Genomic DNA, 15,140 nt, shown 5'->3' with positions numbered 1-15,140 from the left:
CCGCGCGCCGTGCGGGCATAGGCTTGCGCGCATGGCCCAACCCCAGCTTCACCGGTTCACCCTGCCCAACGGGTTGCGGGTGCTCCTGGCTCCGGATCCCTCAGCGCCCGTCGTCGGCGTCAGCGTGCACTACGACGTGGGATTTCGTTCAGAGCCGGAGGGGCGGACCGGTTTTGCCCACCTGTTCGAGCACCTGATGTTCCAGGGCAGCGAGAGCCTGGAGAAGCTCGCGCACTTCCGGCACGTCCAGGGCTCGGGTGGCACCTTCAACGGTTCGACGCACCAGGACTACACCGACTACTACCAGGTCACCCCGTCCGCGGCGCTGGAGCGGATGCTGTTCCTGGAAGCCGACCGGATGCGCGCCCCGAAGATCACCGAGGAGAACCTGCGCAACCAGGTCGACGTGGTCAAGGAGGAGATCCGGCTCAACGTGCTGAACCGGCCCTACGGCGGGTTCCCGTGGATCACCCTGCCGCCGGTGCTCTACTCCACCTTCGCCAACGCCCACAACGGCTACGGCGACTTCGCCGAGCTGGAGCAGGCCACGCTGGAGGACTGCGCGGCGTTCTTCGACACCTACTACGCGCCGGGCAACGCGGTGCTGACGGTGACCGGCGAGTTCGAGGTCAAGCCGACGATCGACCTGGTGCACAAGCACTTCGGCGACGTCCCGGCGCGCCCCGTCCCGCCGCGCCCGTCCTTCTCCGAGCCGCTGCCCACCAGCGAGCTGCGCGGTGAGCACGTCGACCCGCACGCCACGCTGCCCGGGCTGACCGTGGGTTACCGCCTGCCCGACCCGAGCACCGACATGAACGGCTACCTGGCCTACATGGTGCTGTCCTCGCTGCTCAGCGACGGGGACTCGGCACGGCTGGTGCAGCGGTTGGTGCACACCGACGAGCTGGTGATCGAGATCAGCGCGCGCTGCGGACTGCTGGGCAGCTCGCTGGACGCCCGCGACCCGGACACCTTCGCCATCGTGGCGATCCACCCGGGTCAGGTCGAGCAGGCCCGGGTGCTCGGCGCGATCGACGAGGAGCTGGAGAAGCTGGCCGCGCACGGCCCCGATGCCGACGAGCTGGCCAGGATCACCGCGCGCTGGGCGGCCACGCTGCACGGCGCGCACGACCGGCTGACCTCGCGCACGCTGAACTACGGCTCCGCGGAGCTGTTGTTCGGCCGCGCCGAGCTGATCGGCGAGCTCCCCGGGCTGCTCGCGGCAGTGACCCCGGACGACGTGGCCAAGGCGGCCAAGGGCCTGCGCCCCGACTCCCGCGCCGTGCTCACCCTGACCCCCGCTGGAGGCGAGAAGTGACCCGCACCGCCGCCGAGATCGGTCGCACCGAAGCCGGTCCGCGCCCCCTGCCGGACCTCGTCACGCAGAGCACCGCGGTCGAGCCCAAGCTCGTGGACACCGTGCTGGACAACGGTTTGCGCGTGATCGTCGCGCAACGCTCCACGGTGCCGATGGTGGAGTTCCGCCTCACCGTGCCGTTCGCCGGGGAGCGTCCGGAGCACGCCGCGCAGGCCGAGCTGCTGTCGGCGACCCTGCTCGCGGGCACCGCCAAGCGCACGATGGTGGAGCTGGACAGCGATCTGGCCAGGGTCGGTGCTGCGCTGAGCGTCGGCGTGGACCCCGAACACCTCTCGCTGTCGTGGAGCGGCCTCGTCGACGGCCTCGACCTCCAGCTGGACGTGCTCGCCGACCTGCTGACCGGGGCGGCCTACCCCGAGCAGGAGGTCTACCGGGAGCGCGAGCGGCTGGTCAGCTCGATCTCGCTGATGCGCAGCCAGCCCGGCACGATCGCCCGGGAAGCGTTGCAGCGGCACCGCTACGGCGACCACCCGTTCACCAGGGAGGTGCCCACCGAGGAGGCCGCGGCCGCCGTCACCGTCGAGGACGTCCGCGAGCTGCACCGCCGCGCCGTGCTCCCGCGCGGGTCGGTGCTCGTGGTCGTCGGTGATGTCGAGCCGCAGCAGGCGGTCGACCGGATCGCGGCGAAGCTCGCCGAGTGGAAGTCCGACGCCGGCGCGGTGGAGATGCCGCAACTGCCGGACATCAGCGGGGGAGACCTCCGCCTCGTCGACCGGCCGGGCGCCGTGCAGTCGCAGCTCCGCCTGAGCACGCAAGCGGTTCCGCGCACCGATCCCCGCTATCCCGCGCTGCAGATGGCCAACGTCGCCTTCGGCGGCTTCTTCTCCTCGCGCGTGGTGGAGAACCTGCGCGAGGACAAGGGCTACACCTACTCGGTGCACTCGATGTTCGAGTTCACCCCGGGCAAGGCGACGCTGATCCTCAGCGGTGACACCGCGAGCGAGGTGACCGCGCCCGCCGTGCTCGAAGCGCGCTACGAGCTGGGCCGGATGTGCCTGGTGCCGCCGACGGAGTCCGAAGTGGACACCGTGCGCCGCTACCTCGTGGGCTCGCTGTCGATCGGCGTGTCCTCGCAGGCGGGGCTGGCCAGCAACCTGGCCGGGCTGGCCTCGGTCGGCCTCGGCGCGGACTGGCTGTGGGCGCACCCGGACCGGCTGCGGCAGGTCACCGTCGAGCAGATCGCCGAAGCCGCCGCCGAGTTCTTCCGGCCGACCGCGTGGACCGGCGTCGTCGTCGGGGACGCCGCGACGCTGGAGGCCCCGCTGCGCGCGCTCGGAGGTGTCGTCCTCTCGTGACGGACTTCGCGCTCGACGGGCTACCTGCCCTCTCGCGGTCCACAGTGGACAGAGCGGACGCGTTGCGGGACAACGCCGAGCTGTTGGCCAAGGGGTGGAAGGAGGCCAGGCTCGTCGTGATCGACGAGCGTGGCCGCGCCCGGCTCGTCGACGACGTGCTGCAGTTCGGCCGCACCGGCGACCTGGGTGACGCGCCCGTGGACGGCGCGGTGTTCCTCGGCGTGCAGGACGAGGTCGCGTACTGGGCCGTTCGCGGCCCGGGTGCCGACGACTGGCAGGACCTGCGCATGTGCGGGGCCTTGCTGAGCGACACCGACGCGGGGCTGATGACGGCCGCGGTCGGCCTGCTCGCGTGGCACGACCTCAGCAACTTCTGCGCGCGCTGCGGCTCGCCCACGAAGGCCGTGCGCGCCGGGTGGGCCCGCCAGTGCACCGGCTGCGAGCGCGAGGAGTACCCGCGCACGGATCCCGCGGTGATCTGCCTCGTGCACGACGGCGACTCGCACGTGCTGCTCGCGCGCCAGCCCGTCTGGCCCGCCGAGCGGTATTCGGTGCTGGCCGGTTTCGTGGAGGTCGGTGAGTCGCTGGAGGCGTGCGTGGAGCGCGAGGTCGGTGAAGAGGTCGGCGTCGCCGTCCGCACCGTTCGTTACCTGGGCAGCCAGCCGTGGCCGTTCCCGCGCTCGCTGATGGTGGGCTTCTCCGCCCTCGCCGACCGCGACGCCCCGCTCGTCCTCGCCGAGGACGAGATCGAGCACGCCAAGTGGGTGCACCGGGACGAGGTCCGCGCCGCCTTCGCCGCGGGCGGGGCGATCCCGGGCCTGGGCCTGCCCGGCGCGAGCTCGATCGCCCACCGGATGCTCGCCGCGTGGGCGAACGTCCGCCTGTGAAACAAGAACCGCCCTCGCCGTGCCGCGCGTCCACCGGGCGCGCGGCCTCTGCGAGTATGGGGCGGTGGGTGACTCGGAACGCGAAGCGGGACTGACGGAGGGGCTCGATCCGGAGCAGCGGGCAGCGGTGCACGCGCCGCGCGGCCCGGTCTGCGTGCTCGCGGGAGCGGGCACCGGCAAGACGCGGACGATCACCCGCCGCATCGCGCACCTGGTCAACAACGGTCACGTCGCCGCGGGCCAGGTCCTCGCGGTCACCTTCACCGCACGCGCCGCGGGCGAGATGCGCACCCGCCTGCGCGCGCTCGGCGTGCAGGGCGCGCAGGCCCGGACCTTTCACGCCGCGGCGTTGCGCCAGCTGCGCTACTTCTGGCCGAGGGTGGTCGGCGACGCGCCCTGGGAGCTGCTGGACGGCAAGCTCCGGCTCGTCGGCCAGGCGGCCCAGCGCGCGGGCGCGCCGACCGACCGCGAGTCCCTGCGCGACTTCGCGAGCGAGATCGAGTGGGCCAAGGCGTCGCTGATCACCCCGGACGACTACGGCACGGCGACCGCGAAGATCGGCCATGACATCCCCGGCCCCGCCGAGCAGGTCGCCGCCGTCTACTCGGGCTACGAGACGCTGAAGACCCGTGCGCGGTCGCTGGACTTCGACGACCTGCTGCTGCACACCGCGGCGGCGCTGGAGGAGCACAACGACGTCGCCGCGGAGTTCCGCGACCGCTACCGCTGCTTCGTGGTCGACGAGTACCAGGACGTCACCCCGCTCCAGCAGCGCGTGCTCGACGCCTGGCTGGGCAACCGCGACGACCTCACGGTGGTCGGCGACGCGAACCAGACGATCTACTCCTTCGCGGGCGCATCCCCGCGCCCGCTGCTGGACTTCTCCAAGCGCTTCCCCGAGGCGGTCGTGGTCCGGCTCGAACGCGACTACCGCTCCACCCCGCAGGTCGTCGCGCTGGCCAACAAGGTCATCGGAGCCGCGCGCGGGCGCCCGGCGGGCTCGCGGCTGCAGCTGATCGGCCAGCGCCCGGACGGGCCGCAGCCGCACTTCGCCGAGTTCGACGACGAGAACGCCGAGGCGCGGGCGGTCGTCCGGCGGATCGGCAAACTGCTCGCCGCCGGCGTCTCGGCGAGCGAGATCGCCGTGCTCTACCGCGTCAACGCGCAGTCGGAGGTCTACGAGCAGGCGCTCACCGAGGCCGAGATCCCGTACCAGGTGCGCGGCGGGGAGCGGTTCTTCCACCGGCCCGAGGTCCGCCAGGCCATGCACGTGCTGCGGTCCAACGGCGACCTGGAGGTCGGCGCGAACACGCTGCCGGACGTGGTGCGCAAGCTGCTCTCGACCATCGGCCTCACCGACGAGCCGCCGACCGGTGGCGCGATGCGGGAGAAGTGGGAGTCGCTGCTGGCGCTCGTCGAGCTGGCCGAGGAGTTCGCCGCGACCGTCGAGGACGCCGACCTGCCCCGCTTCGTCGCCGAGCTGGTGCTGCGGGCGGAGGCGCAGCACCCGCCGACCGTGGAGGGCGTGACCCTCGCGTCGCTGCACGCGGCGAAGGGCCTGGAGTGGGACGCGGTGTTCCTGGTCGGCCTGACCGAGGGCACCCTGCCGATCCAGCACGCGATCTCCGACGGTTCGGGGAGCTCCGAAGGGATCGAGGAGGAGCGCAGGCTCTTCTACGTCGGCGTCACCCGGGCCCGCGAGCACCTCTGGTTGTCCTGGGCGCTCGTCCGCTCGGTCGGCGGGGGCGGCAGGCCGCGGCGCCGCAGCCGGTTCCTCTACGGGCTGGTTCCCGACGACCACCCGGCCGCCCTGCCGGCCAAGGGCACGGTCGCGGGCGCGTCCTCGTTGCGCAGGGACGCCGCCAAGCCGGTGTGCCGGACGTGCGCGGGCCCGCTGATCGGCAGCGTCGCGGTCAAGCTCGGCAGGTGCGCGAGCTGTCCGTCCGATGTGGACGAACACCTGCTCGCCCGGCTGAAGGTGTGGCGCGCCGACCGCGCGAAGCAGTTGAGGGTCCCGGCCTACGTGGTGTTCACCGACGCGACGCTGATGGCCATCGCGGAGCAGCGCCCGACGACGGTCGCCGCCCTTGTGGGCATCTCGGGTATTGGCGCCTCGAAGCTGGACAAGTATGGTTCTGACGTGCTGGATCTCGTGCACGCTGGGGGCTCGGGTGGTACCGCTGAGTCACTCCACCGAGCGAGTGAAGACGAACTCGATTAATTCGGTTGCACGGCCCGGCACGCGAGACATAGCCTGCAAAGGACGGGAGCCCCGGCTCTCGGACATCAACGTGAAGATGCCCGATCTCTCGGGTCCAGACGCCCTCGGAAAGGAGGTGGCCGCAGTGAAGATCACGAAGAACCTCTCGCTCGCGGACTACCCCTTCGCCGGGGGCTTTGGCATGTCCGCGCCCGTGGGCGGCGGCATGACCTCCAGGGGTGGCGCGTGGACCATCACCGCCCCAGTCGCGCTGAAGCCGGTGGGCACCAGTGTGTCCGTCGCCGCTCCGCACGCGGCCCGTGAAGACCAGATCACCGTTGATGTTCGGCAGAACGTCCGTCCTTGCTCGTCCGTACCAGTGGACCGAAGTCCCTGACACCGTCAGGACACAGGCTCACGAAGGCCGCGGACCGCAAGTCGGTTCGCGGCCTTCGTCATTTCCGCACAAAGAAAACACAGCAACAACCGAGGAGAACACTGTGTTGACCGCGACCGTTCCGCCTTGCGGAACGATCTCCGAGGTCGGGACCGTGCCCGACTACGGAACCGCCGATGTCTTCGACGCGGCGAGCAACCTGCCCTGCCGGGTGGGCGACGCGGACCTCTGGTTCGCCGAGACCCCGTCCGACCTCGACCGGGCGAAGTCGCTGTGCGTCGCCTGCCCCGTCCGGGCCGAGTGCCTCGCCGGAGCGCTGGCGCGGCGCGAGCCCTGGGGTGTCTGGGGTGGCGAGATCTTCGAGCGCGGCGCGGTGATCGCGCGCAAGCGGCCCCGGGGCCGTCCGCGCAAGGAGACCACCGTCGGCGCCTCGGGCGTCACCGCGAAGCAGGAGGCAGCCGCATGAACGACCACATCTACTTCGACGCGATGACCAGCAACGACCTGCACCAAAGGATGGCTTCGAAAATGTTTCTGCATGAGCATCTAACCCGTCAACGAATGCGGGAGGCGGAGCACTCCGCCGCGCACGAACGACAAGCCCGCCGCATGTCCGCCGCGCAGCGCTGGCAGTGGCTGGCCTCGGTGGCCAACCGCAGGGCGGACCGCCACAGGGCGTCGCTCTGACCCGGGTTGGCGCGGAACCCGTTCCGCGCCAACCCGATCCACCGCAAGTCAACGATCATGAAACGACGGGCGTCGTCCACTCCGGACGGCGCCCGTCGCCGTTGTGGCCGTCCGACATTTGCCGGTCAGGCGGAAACGTCGGAAAACCGTGAGAGTTCCGAACCCGTCGGATCCGGCTCATTCCGGTCGCGCTCGTCGGTACCGTCAGATCATGGGTTCCCACTCGCACGCGCACGACAACATCGACTGGCCGAGCCGGCTCACCGAGCTGCGCCGAGCGGACCTGCTGACCGCGACGGCCCGCACGGAGGTCGCCGGGCGACTGGTCGACGACAGTGTGCGCACGGTGATCGACATGGGCTCCGGCTCCGGTGGCTGGGCGACCTCGTTCACCGAGGCGCTGCGCGCGTCGGGCAAGCCCGGCTGCACCGTGGTGCTGGTCGACGCGGTCCCGGAACTGCTCGCCGCCGCCGAGCAGAGCGTCCGCGCCGTGGCGGGCTCCGAGGTCGAGGTGGTCGTCGTGCACGGCGACGCGGCCGATCCGGAACTGGCGGTGCGGCTGCCTTCCGCGGACCTCATCTGGGCCTCGCACGTCGTGCACCACCTGCCCGATCAGCAGCAGGGCGTGCGCAACCTCGCCGCCTCGCTCGCGCGCGGTGGCCGGTTGGCACTGGCCGAAGGCGGGCTGCCCGCGCGCTTCCTGACCGATGACCTCGGGGTCGGCGAACCGGGTCTGCAGCAGCGGCTGGACGTGGCGAACACCCGGTGGTTCAAGGGGATGCGCGCCGAGATGGCCGGGTCGGTCCCGCTGACCGTCGGCTGGAGCCGCGTGCTCCGCGACGTCGGCCTGGTCGACGTGACCGCCTTCAGCTACCTCTTCGACCGCCCCGCACCCCTGAGCGATGCCGACCGCGCGACCGTGATCGACCGCGTCCGCTGGATGCGCGACACCACGGAGGGCTGGTGTTCGAGCGAGGACACCGCACTGCTCGACCGCATGCTCGACCCCGCCGACGAACTCAGCCTGGCCGACCGCGAAGACCTGTTCTGGTTGCAGGCCAACACGGTTCACCTGGGCCGCAGGCCGCTCGCGTAGCCTCCTCAGCCATGAGCGAGCCCGTCGTCTGCCAGCGCTGCGGCACCGCCCGCGACCCCGAGGGCGATCCGGCCGCGGCACTGGCCTGGGTCAGCGACCGCGACAACGGCCGCACCCGTTGGCTGTGCCCCACCTGCGCCAGGGCGCACGTGCGCGACATCGAGAGCAAGCTGCCCAGCGAGTGGTGGTGAGCCCGCCAGGCCCGGGCTCGGCTCAGTGCTCCGCGGCGAAGCCCGGCTGCCAGCGCAGGACGATCTCGCGCGCGGCCACCTCGGCGTCCAGCTGGCACAGGATGCCGATGGAGCCCATCGTCACCCGGTGGATCAGCAGGTAGTTCGGCGGCAGGTTCAGGAACCGCCCGGTGCGGAAGTCCGCGCCGCGCAGATTGCTGATCCGCTCCGCCTGGCTCTGCAACCAGCTCCTGGTGAAGCGGAACCGCTCGGCACCCATGGGCTCGACGAACGGCGCGAAGTAGTCGAGCACGTCCTGCGGGTCCAGATCGGTGTCCTGACCGAGGAAACGCTCCCGGCGCAACAGCTCCACCAGGTCCTCGGACCGGCCCTCCAGCGCCAGCCTGCTGAGCACGCCCAGGGTGTGCGGCAGCCCCTCCGGCAGCCGGGCGACGGCGCCGAAGTCGATCACGCACAACCTGCCGTCCGGCAGCGTCATGAAGTTGCCGGGGTGCGGATCGGCGTGCAGCAGCCCGGTCCGCTCCGGAGCGGAGAAGTGGAACAGCGACAGCAGGTACCCCGCCGCGTCCCGCTCCGCCCGCGTGCCGTCCCTGATCGTCGCCGACAGCGGGGTGCCCTCGACCCACTCCGAGACCACGACCTTGGGCGCGCTCGCCACCACCCTGGGCACCACGATGTGCTCGTCGTCGTGGAAGCCCTTGGCGAAGGCCCGCTGGTTGTCGGCCTCGATGCGGTAGTCCAGCTCCTCGACCATCCGCTCGCGCAACTCGGCGAGCAGCGGCTTGACCTCCAGTCCGGGGATCAGCGCCCGGAACAGCCGGGAGAACCGCTCCAGCTGGCGGAGGTCGGCGAGCAGTGCCTCGTCCGCACCGGGGTACTGCACCTTCACCGCGACCGCGCGGCCGTCGTGCCACTCCGCCCGGTGCACCTGACCGATGCTCGCGGCCGCCGCGGGCACGTCGTCGAAGGACGCGAACCGCTTCTCCCACGACCGGCCGAGCTGCTCGGCGAGCACCCGGTGCACCGTCTTGGCGGGCAACGCGGGCGCCGCGGACTGCAACTTCGTGAGCGCCTCGCGGTACGGAGCGGCCATCTCCTCCGGGACCGCGGCCTCGAACACGCTCAGGGCCTGGCCGAACTTCATCGCCCCGCCCTTGAGCTGGCCGAGGACCGCGAACACCTGCTCGGCGGTCTTGGCCGAGAACTCGGCGCTGATCTCGTCGGAGCTTCGCCCCACGAGTCGCTTGCCCCACCCGGCGGCGACCCGCCCCGCGGCACCGAGCGGAAGGCTGGCGAGTTTCGCGGTGCGGTGCACGGCTCGGCGCGGGATCTCTGTCACTGGGTGATTCTCTCCTGAGAGGCCCACCCGACGCAGCCGTTTCCCGGGTCGGCAGGCTCACGTCAGGTGCCCGGCCAGTGGTGAGTTGGTTGTCTACATATAAGCAGACCCCCCTTCGGCGACGCCACAACCACAACCGGGGCGTGGCGGCAGCGCGCGCAGGAAAGCCTTGCCCCGCACCGGATCCAGTTCGATCGCCCCGTTCCACGTCGGCGGGACGCCCGCCACCCCGCCGGAGTGGGACAGCATCATCAACACCTGTCCGGCGGCGACCACGGCCGCGCCGTGCGCGCAGATCAGCTCCTCGGGTGAGCAGAGGTTGCCCAGCTGGCTGGACACCAGGCCCCAGGCCGGATCCCGCTCGCAGCGCCGGAGATCGAGGCAGGTCAGGCAGCTCGTCCTGCCCGGGATCACGAACGGTCCGATGTGCGCGCTGACCTCGTGCGGCTCCACGGCCAGATGCGGGACACTGTCGGCCATCAGCGCCGTCCGCAGCTGGTGGTCCTGCAGCACCGGGCCGATGAGCACCGCGAAGTCCGGTACGGACCGGGACCGCTTCGCGATGCGGCGCACCGTGCCCATCCCGGCTGACCGCAGCATCGCCACCAGCGCGTCGCCGACCCGGCCGGAGCCGTGCACGTGCACCGTGCTCCTGCCGCGCTCGGCCAGGATGTCGGCGCACGCGCGGCCGGTCCGCAACGCCCAGACGCCCGCGTCGGTGATCAGCCCGGGCGGGGGTTCCCGCTGCGCGGCGGTGGAGGAACCGGTGGAGTCCCGGTCCAGCACTCCGGCACCGGCCAGCGCGCTCAGCAGTCCGGCCACCTCGGAGCGGGACGCGTCCGTGCCGTCCTGGGCGCCGAGGTCGAGCAGGCCCTGGAGGGTGTGCCTGCCGTCGAGCTCGCGCAGCACGCGGACCAGGTCGGGGGAGAGGCGGTCGACCACCACGGCGTGGCGCGGGTCGAGGCCGATCTGCACGGTGCCGTCCCCGCGCCAGAGGACGGGCAGGCCCGGGAGCAGGCGGGGGCGCTGGGGCAGGGGTCGCGGCAGTGCCGGTGCCGGTGTCGCCGTGGTCATGGAGGTCATGCCCCGACGCTGGCACCGCCCGGCGAATCCGGCAACGCGGTTGTCCACAGGGTGACGGAGTTATCCACAGGTTGTGGGTGGGGCTTGACGGCGCGCGAGGCGGAGGCTGCCGGTTACGGAGAGTGGCCTCCGGGTCGCGTCGACCCCAAGGCCACCCCCGAGGAAACCCGCGCTATGACGCCTTGCCGAGGATCCGGGTCATCTTGGTACCGCACGTCGGACAGACGCCCTTGGCCATCCTCCGACCGTTCTTTTCTTCCACTTCGCCCTGGAAGTCCCGCTTTTCGCGGCACTTGACGCAGTAGCCGTTGTACGACTCCGCCACGGCTTCCTCCCTTGCTCGAACGGCCCCCGCGGTGAGACGGGAGCACCGTGAGCACGTCTCACCGTCCGTGCTCGCGACTCGGCGTCACGCTACCTGTGCATCTATGTAGATGCGCGCATGACACGTCCAACGTGTGATTGCGCCGACGAAGGTGTGGACAAAGACGAGCACGCTGTCGGTGCCTCGTCGTAGCGTTCTCCTCGTGACACAGGCGGAAGTTGAAGTCCGTCGAAGCACGCGACGACGGCGCACGGTCACCGCGTACCGAGACGGGGACAAGGTCATCGTGCTCATCCCGGCGAGGATGAGCAGGTCGGAGGAAGAACACTGGGTGGCCGAGATGCTGGCCAGGCTCCAGCGCAGTGAGACCAAACGGCGCTCGCCCGCCCGCCAGTCCGACGAGGCGCTGCTGCTGCGCTGCGCCAACCTCTCCGCCCGCTACCTGGGCGGGAAGGCGCACCCGGCGAGCGTGCGATGGGTGCCGCCGATGCGCACCCGCTGGGCGTCCTGCACGCCGAGCGACCGCACCATCAGGATCAGCGAACGGCTCCGGGACGTGCCGCCCTGGGTGCTGGACTACGTGCTGGTGCACGAGCTGACCCACCTGCTCGTGCCCGGCCACGGGCCGCGGTTCTGGGAGCTGGTGCACAACTACCCGCGCACCGAACGCGCCGTCGGCTACCTGGAGGGGCTGTCGGCCGCGGCGGGATGGGGGATCGAGGCGGAGGACTGACGGCCACGGCCGGACCGGCCGATCGATCCGGCGGGCTTCCGGGTACCCGGCGTCGGCGCCGCGGCTCTGCCGGACGGTCGCGACCGCAGGCCCAGGTTCACCGGCTTCGCCCGGGCCACGGGGAAGGACAGGCAGGGAACCGCGTCGTCGGGCAGGACCAGCGCGACCGGGCGGGGGCACGTAGTTCACGCCGAGCCGGACGCGCCACTCCACGCAGCACCGCCCTTCTGTCCACAGTGGACTCCCCCGAGGGCGGCGTCGTTGTCGCGGCGGCGAAACCAGCCTCGTCCTCACCGAACGGCACGGTCGACCCGCCGTTCGGAGTCGGCCTCAGCCCGGGACAAGCGAACCCAATGCGGCACTCGTTACGTTCAACGCAACGAGTGCCGCATTGGGTTCACAAGCGGTGTGGGTCAGGAGGAGGTGGGGCCCTCCTCGGGGGCCTCGCCCTCGGTGCGCTTGAGCTCGGCGATCGGGTCGACCGAGGACTCGCCCCAGCGCTCGGCGAACTCCAGCGGGTCGTCGAGGTCGGCCGAGGTCGGGATGAAGTCGGGGTGGTCCCAGACCGAGTCGCGGCCGGTGACCCCGTGCTTGTCCGTCATCAGCCGCCACAGCCCGGCCGCCGCGCGCAGCCGCCGCGGCCGCAGCTCCAGTCCGACCAGGGTGGCGAAGGTCTGCTCGGCCGGGCCACCGCTGGCGCGCCTGCGGCGCAGCGTCTCGCGTAGCGCCTCGGCACCGGGCAGCCGGTCGCCGACCGCCTCCGCGACGACCACGTCCACCCAGCCCTCGACCAGCGCCAGCAGGGTCTCCAGGCGGGCGAGCGCGGCCTGCTGCTCCGGGGTGTTCTGCGGCTGGAGCATGCCGGAGGACATGACCTCCTCCAGCGCCTGCGGGTTGGCCGGGTCGAACTGACCGGCCAGGCTCTCCAGCGCGGAGGTGTCCACCTTGATGCCCTTGGCGAACTCCTCGACAGTGCTCATCAGGCGCTGGCGCAGCCACGGCACGTGCGTGAACAGGCGGTGGTGCGCGGCCTCGCGGGCGGCGAGGAACACCAGCACCTCGCTGGCGGGCCTGCCGAGGCCCTCGGTGAACTTCTCCACGTTCGCGGGCAGCAGCGCGGCGACGCCCTCGGCGCCCAGCGGCAGGCCCACCTCGGTCGAGGTCAGCACCTCGGAACCGAGCTGCGCGAGGCTGCCGCCCAGCTGGGAGCCGAACGCCAGGCCGCCCATCTGGCCGACCATGGACAGCAGTGGTCCGGCCGCCTGCTTGGCCTCCTCCGGCATCGCGTCCACCCACGCGCCGGACATCTGCCGCGCGACCGGGTCGCACAGCCGCTGCCAGCTCGGCAGGGTGCCCTCGACCCAGTCACCGGCCGACCAGGCCACCACCTTGCGCGCTCCCGCGGGCAGCGCCGTCGCGGGGTCCAGCCACAGCTCGGCCAGCCGCACCGCGTCGGCGACCGCGCTCTCCTGCTGCGCGGTCGGCCGGTTCGTGCCGCCGGAGGGGCCGAGCTGCTGCATGGCCAGCTGCTTGGCGAGGTCGTAGTTGACGGGGCCGCTCGACGTGCTCGCCTGGCTGAGCACCTGGCCCAGCTGGCTGAGCATCTGACCGAGCTGGTTCATGTCGAAACCACCGGCGCCGAAGGGGTTCTGGCCGCCGGGTGGGACGAAACCCGGGGGCACGCCCTGGCCGAACCCGAACCCCTGGCCGTGCTCCTGGGGCCCCTGGTTGTCCTTTCCCTTGCGCTCCGGGTCCTTGTCGGGATCGGAGCCGCTGAACCCGAAGGGCAGATCGCTCATGAGTTCCACGGTACGCGGCGCGCGGGTCCCGCACCCGGTCGCGGGGTGGCCCGACCCGTACCCTGTGCGCTTGTGACCCGCCGTACCTGGACCCTGTTGCTGAGCGTCCTGCTCGTGCTCGCGCTCGGCTTGGTCGGAGGCTTCGTGCGGGTGCCGTACGTGGCGCTCGGCCCCGGCCCGACCTACGACACCCTCGGCAAGGCGGGCGGTGTTCCCGTGGTCGAGCTGTCCGGGCACGAGTCCTCGGACTTCGGCGGGCACCTCACCATGACCACGGTCGGCGTGACCGACGGCGTGACCCTCTTCGGCGCGCTCGGGCTGTGGGCAGGCGGCAGGTTCGCCCTGGTCCCGCGCGAGGAGGTGTTCCCGCCGGAGAAGTCCAAGCAGGAGGTCGACGCCGAGAACACCAGGGCCTTCCAGCTCTCCCAGACCAACGCCGAGGTGGCCGCGCTGCGCTACCTCAAGTACCCGGACAAGGTGGTCGTCACCTCCGTCACCGCGGACGGCCCGTCCGCCAAGGTGATCAACCCGGGTGACCGCGTCGTCGCGATCAACGGCCAGCCCGTCGCCACCGCCGAGCAGGTGCGCGCGGCCCTGGTGCGGACCAGGCCCGGCGACCAGGTCGCTGTTCGCTACCAGCGCACCGACGGACCGGAGACCACGGCCCAGGTGACCCTCGGCGAGCGCCCGGAGAAGGGGCCGGACCGCCCGACCTACGGCTTCCTCGGCATCACCCCCGCCGACCGCCCCTCGCCGGACTTCCAGATCAAGATCAGCCTCAAGGAGGTCGGCGGGCCGTCGGCCGGGCTGATGTTCGCACTGGCCATTGTGGACAAGCTGACGCCGGGCAAGCTCAACGGCGGCGCCTCGGTCGCGGGCACCGGCGAGATCGACATCGACGGCAAGGTCGGTGCGATCGGCGGCATCCCGTTCAAGATGAAGGCCGCCAAGGAGCAGGGCGCGACGGTGTTCCTCACGCCCGCGGAGAACTGCGTCGAAGCCCGGCAGCGCGTGCCGGAGGGGCTGCGCCTGATCCGGGTGGAGAGCCTGGCGGGCGCGGTGGACGCGCTGCAGGCCATGCAGGAGGGGAAGCCGACCCCCGGCTGCTGAACCGAGGGCTCGGCTCGCCGGCTACTGCGCTTCCCCGCCGTGCTGGAAGGTCGAGCGCAGCGCCTCGACCAGGTTCGGCGCGAGGTCGGGGTGCTCGATCAGCTCGTCGGCCGCCTCCTCCGAGCCGTCGCTCTTCAGCCGCAGCAGGCAGACACCGGTCTCCTCGCCGCGCAGCACGCCCGCGACCAGCCGGGCCTCGCGGCGCAGCGGGTGCTCGGCGATGAACTTCTCCGCGGCGGCCGGGTCGGTCTCCTCGTCCGGCAGGTCGGCCTCGGCCTCCGGCGGGAGCATCAGGATCTCCTGCGTCAGCACGCAGCCCGCGACCGCGTCCGGCCAGACGATCCTGGCCAGGGTCGTGCCGAGGTCGTCGTCGGGCAGCGAGTCCTGGGCGATCGGCGTCAGCATCGCCTCCGGGTCGATGCGCTCGGCCAGCCCCGGCTCCCGCTCGACCAGCTCGGCCGTCGGGACCAGGGCGAACAGCTGTGGCGGCTGGTCCCAGCCCGCGGAGGCGACGAAGTCCTCGACCTCGCGCACCGCCGCGGGCAGTGCTGTGGAGAAGCTTCCGGATTCGGATGGAGATCCCATGCGAGCATGTTTTCATCCCCCCACGTGAAGGCCGT

Annotated in this window: 16 protein-coding genes; 11 read left to right on the top strand and 5 right to left on the bottom strand. The window is 71.7% G+C overall.

Annotation, left to right across the window (positions count from 1 at the left end):
- Window positions 1-31: 31 nt before the first annotated feature.
- The 9 genes from BLT28_RS23520 to BLT28_RS23480 all read left to right on the top strand — a co-directional run bounded on the left by BLT28_RS23520 (window position 32) and on the right by BLT28_RS23480 (window position 8,131).
- On the top strand, window positions 32-1,318 hold the full coding sequence (locus BLT28_RS23520) for a M16 family metallopeptidase (protein WP_030427750.1): 1,287 nt from the start codon (window positions 32-34) through the stop codon (window positions 1,316-1,318).
- Window positions 1,315-2,673 (top strand): M16 family metallopeptidase, encoded by a 1,359-nt coding sequence (locus tag BLT28_RS23515; RefSeq protein WP_030427751.1) that lies wholly within the window; start codon window positions 1,315-1,317, stop codon window positions 2,671-2,673. Before BLT28_RS23520 ends, BLT28_RS23515 begins: the two co-directional genes overlap by 4 nt.
- On the top strand, window positions 2,670-3,560 hold the full coding sequence (gene nudC / locus BLT28_RS23510) for an NAD(+) diphosphatase (protein ID WP_030427752.1): 891 nt from the start codon (window positions 2,670-2,672) through the stop codon (window positions 3,558-3,560). Before BLT28_RS23515 ends, nudC begins: the two co-directional genes overlap by 4 nt.
- A 64-nt stretch (window positions 3,561-3,624) precedes the next feature.
- Window positions 3,625-5,781 carry an ATP-dependent DNA helicase UvrD2 gene (locus BLT28_RS23505; RefSeq protein ID WP_052406962.1) on the top strand — a complete coding sequence of 719 codons (2,157 nt, stop codon included), beginning with the start codon at window positions 3,625-3,627 and terminating at the stop codon, window positions 5,779-5,781.
- A 124-nt stretch (window positions 5,782-5,905) separates the two neighbouring features.
- Window positions 5,906-6,157, top strand: coding sequence for a hypothetical protein (locus tag BLT28_RS23500; protein WP_030427754.1), 252 nt, complete (start codon window positions 5,906-5,908; stop codon window positions 6,155-6,157).
- A gap of 106 nt (window positions 6,158-6,263) precedes the next feature.
- Window positions 6,264-6,623, top strand: a complete 360-nt coding sequence (locus BLT28_RS23495) for a WhiB family transcriptional regulator (protein ID WP_407638823.1) — start codon at window positions 6,264-6,266, stop codon at window positions 6,621-6,623.
- Window positions 6,620-6,844 (top strand): hypothetical protein, encoded by a 225-nt coding sequence (locus tag BLT28_RS23490; RefSeq protein WP_030427756.1) that lies wholly within the window; start codon window positions 6,620-6,622, stop codon window positions 6,842-6,844. Before BLT28_RS23495 ends, BLT28_RS23490 begins: the two co-directional genes overlap by 4 nt.
- A 211-nt stretch (window positions 6,845-7,055) precedes the next feature.
- Window positions 7,056-7,940 carry a class I SAM-dependent methyltransferase gene (locus BLT28_RS23485; protein ID WP_030427757.1) on the top strand — a complete coding sequence of 295 codons (885 nt, stop codon included), beginning with the start codon at window positions 7,056-7,058 and terminating at the stop codon, window positions 7,938-7,940.
- Between the two features lie 11 nt (window positions 7,941-7,951).
- Window positions 7,952-8,131, top strand: coding sequence for a hypothetical protein (locus BLT28_RS23480; RefSeq protein WP_030427758.1), 180 nt, complete (start codon window positions 7,952-7,954; stop codon window positions 8,129-8,131).
- A gap of 22 nt (window positions 8,132-8,153) precedes the next feature.
- On the opposite strand, the gene BLT28_RS23475 is transcribed toward BLT28_RS23480, so the two are convergent.
- From BLT28_RS23475 to BLT28_RS42115, 3 genes are all read right to left on the bottom strand, one after another.
- A complete protein-coding gene (locus BLT28_RS23475; protein WP_030427759.1) occupies window positions 8,154-9,470 on the bottom strand; it encodes an ABC1 kinase family protein in 1,317 nt (438 codons plus the stop codon).
- 93 nt (window positions 9,471-9,563) lie between these two features.
- Complete coding sequence (locus BLT28_RS23470) at window positions 9,564-10,553, bottom strand: hypothetical protein (protein WP_030427760.1); 990 nt, start codon at window positions 10,551-10,553, stop codon at window positions 9,564-9,566.
- Between the two features lie 172 nt (window positions 10,554-10,725).
- Entirely contained in the window at window positions 10,726-10,878 is a 153-nt protein-coding gene (locus tag BLT28_RS42115) for a DUF5679 domain-containing protein (RefSeq protein WP_231950392.1), read from the bottom strand.
- A gap of 202 nt (window positions 10,879-11,080) precedes the next feature.
- On the opposite strand from BLT28_RS42115, the gene BLT28_RS23465 reads away from it, so the two are divergent.
- Complete coding sequence (locus BLT28_RS23465; protein WP_030427761.1) at window positions 11,081-11,611, top strand: M48 metallopeptidase family protein; 531 nt, start codon at window positions 11,081-11,083, stop codon at window positions 11,609-11,611.
- A 413-nt stretch (window positions 11,612-12,024) separates the two neighbouring features.
- On the opposite strand, the gene BLT28_RS23460 is transcribed toward BLT28_RS23465, so the two are convergent.
- Complete coding sequence (locus tag BLT28_RS23460; RefSeq protein WP_030427762.1) at window positions 12,025-13,410, bottom strand: zinc-dependent metalloprotease; 1,386 nt, start codon at window positions 13,408-13,410, stop codon at window positions 12,025-12,027.
- A gap of 72 nt (window positions 13,411-13,482) precedes the next feature.
- Between BLT28_RS23460 and BLT28_RS23455 the strand changes: the two genes are divergently transcribed.
- Window positions 13,483-14,520, top strand: a complete 1,038-nt coding sequence (locus BLT28_RS23455; RefSeq protein WP_030427763.1) for a YlbL family protein — start codon at window positions 13,483-13,485, stop codon at window positions 14,518-14,520.
- Window positions 14,521-14,541: 21 nt separating this feature from the next.
- Here the strand turns inward: BLT28_RS23455 and BLT28_RS23450 are convergent, their stop codons facing one another.
- A complete protein-coding gene (locus tag BLT28_RS23450; protein ID WP_052406929.1) occupies window positions 14,542-15,105 on the bottom strand; it encodes a PPA1309 family protein in 564 nt (187 codons plus the stop codon).
- Window positions 15,106-15,140 lie beyond the last annotated feature (35 nt).

Source organism: Allokutzneria albata, assembly GCF_900103775.1.
GTDB lineage: Bacteria > Actinomycetota > Actinomycetes > Mycobacteriales > Pseudonocardiaceae > Allokutzneria > Allokutzneria albata.
This window is presented reverse-complemented; position numbering and strand designations above follow the sequence as displayed.

What these genes read in the sequence shown, in the direction of transcription:
- BLT28_RS23480 (WP_030427758.1), top strand. Translation starts at nt 7,952, where the DNA reads ATGAGCGAGCCCGTCGTCTGCCAGCGCTGCGGCACCGCCCGCGACCCC.
- BLT28_RS23490 (WP_030427756.1), top strand. Translation starts at nt 6,620, where the DNA reads ATGAACGACCACATCTACTTCGACGCGATGACCAGCAACGACCTGCAC.
- BLT28_RS23520 (WP_030427750.1), top strand. Translation starts at nt 32, where the DNA reads ATGGCCCAACCCCAGCTTCACCGGTTCACCCTGCCCAACGGGTTGCGG.
- BLT28_RS23460 (WP_030427762.1), bottom strand. Translation starts at nt 13,410, where the DNA reads ATGAGCGATCTGCCCTTCGGGTTCAGCGGCTCCGATCCCGACAAGGAC.
- BLT28_RS23450 (WP_052406929.1), bottom strand. Translation starts at nt 15,105, where the DNA reads ATGGGATCTCCATCCGAATCCGGAAGCTTCTCCACAGCACTGCCCGCG.
- BLT28_RS23470 (WP_030427760.1), bottom strand. Translation starts at nt 10,553, where the DNA reads ATGACCTCCATGACCACGGCGACACCGGCACCGGCACTGCCGCGACCC.
- BLT28_RS23485 (WP_030427757.1), top strand. Translation starts at nt 7,056, where the DNA reads ATGGGTTCCCACTCGCACGCGCACGACAACATCGACTGGCCGAGCCGG.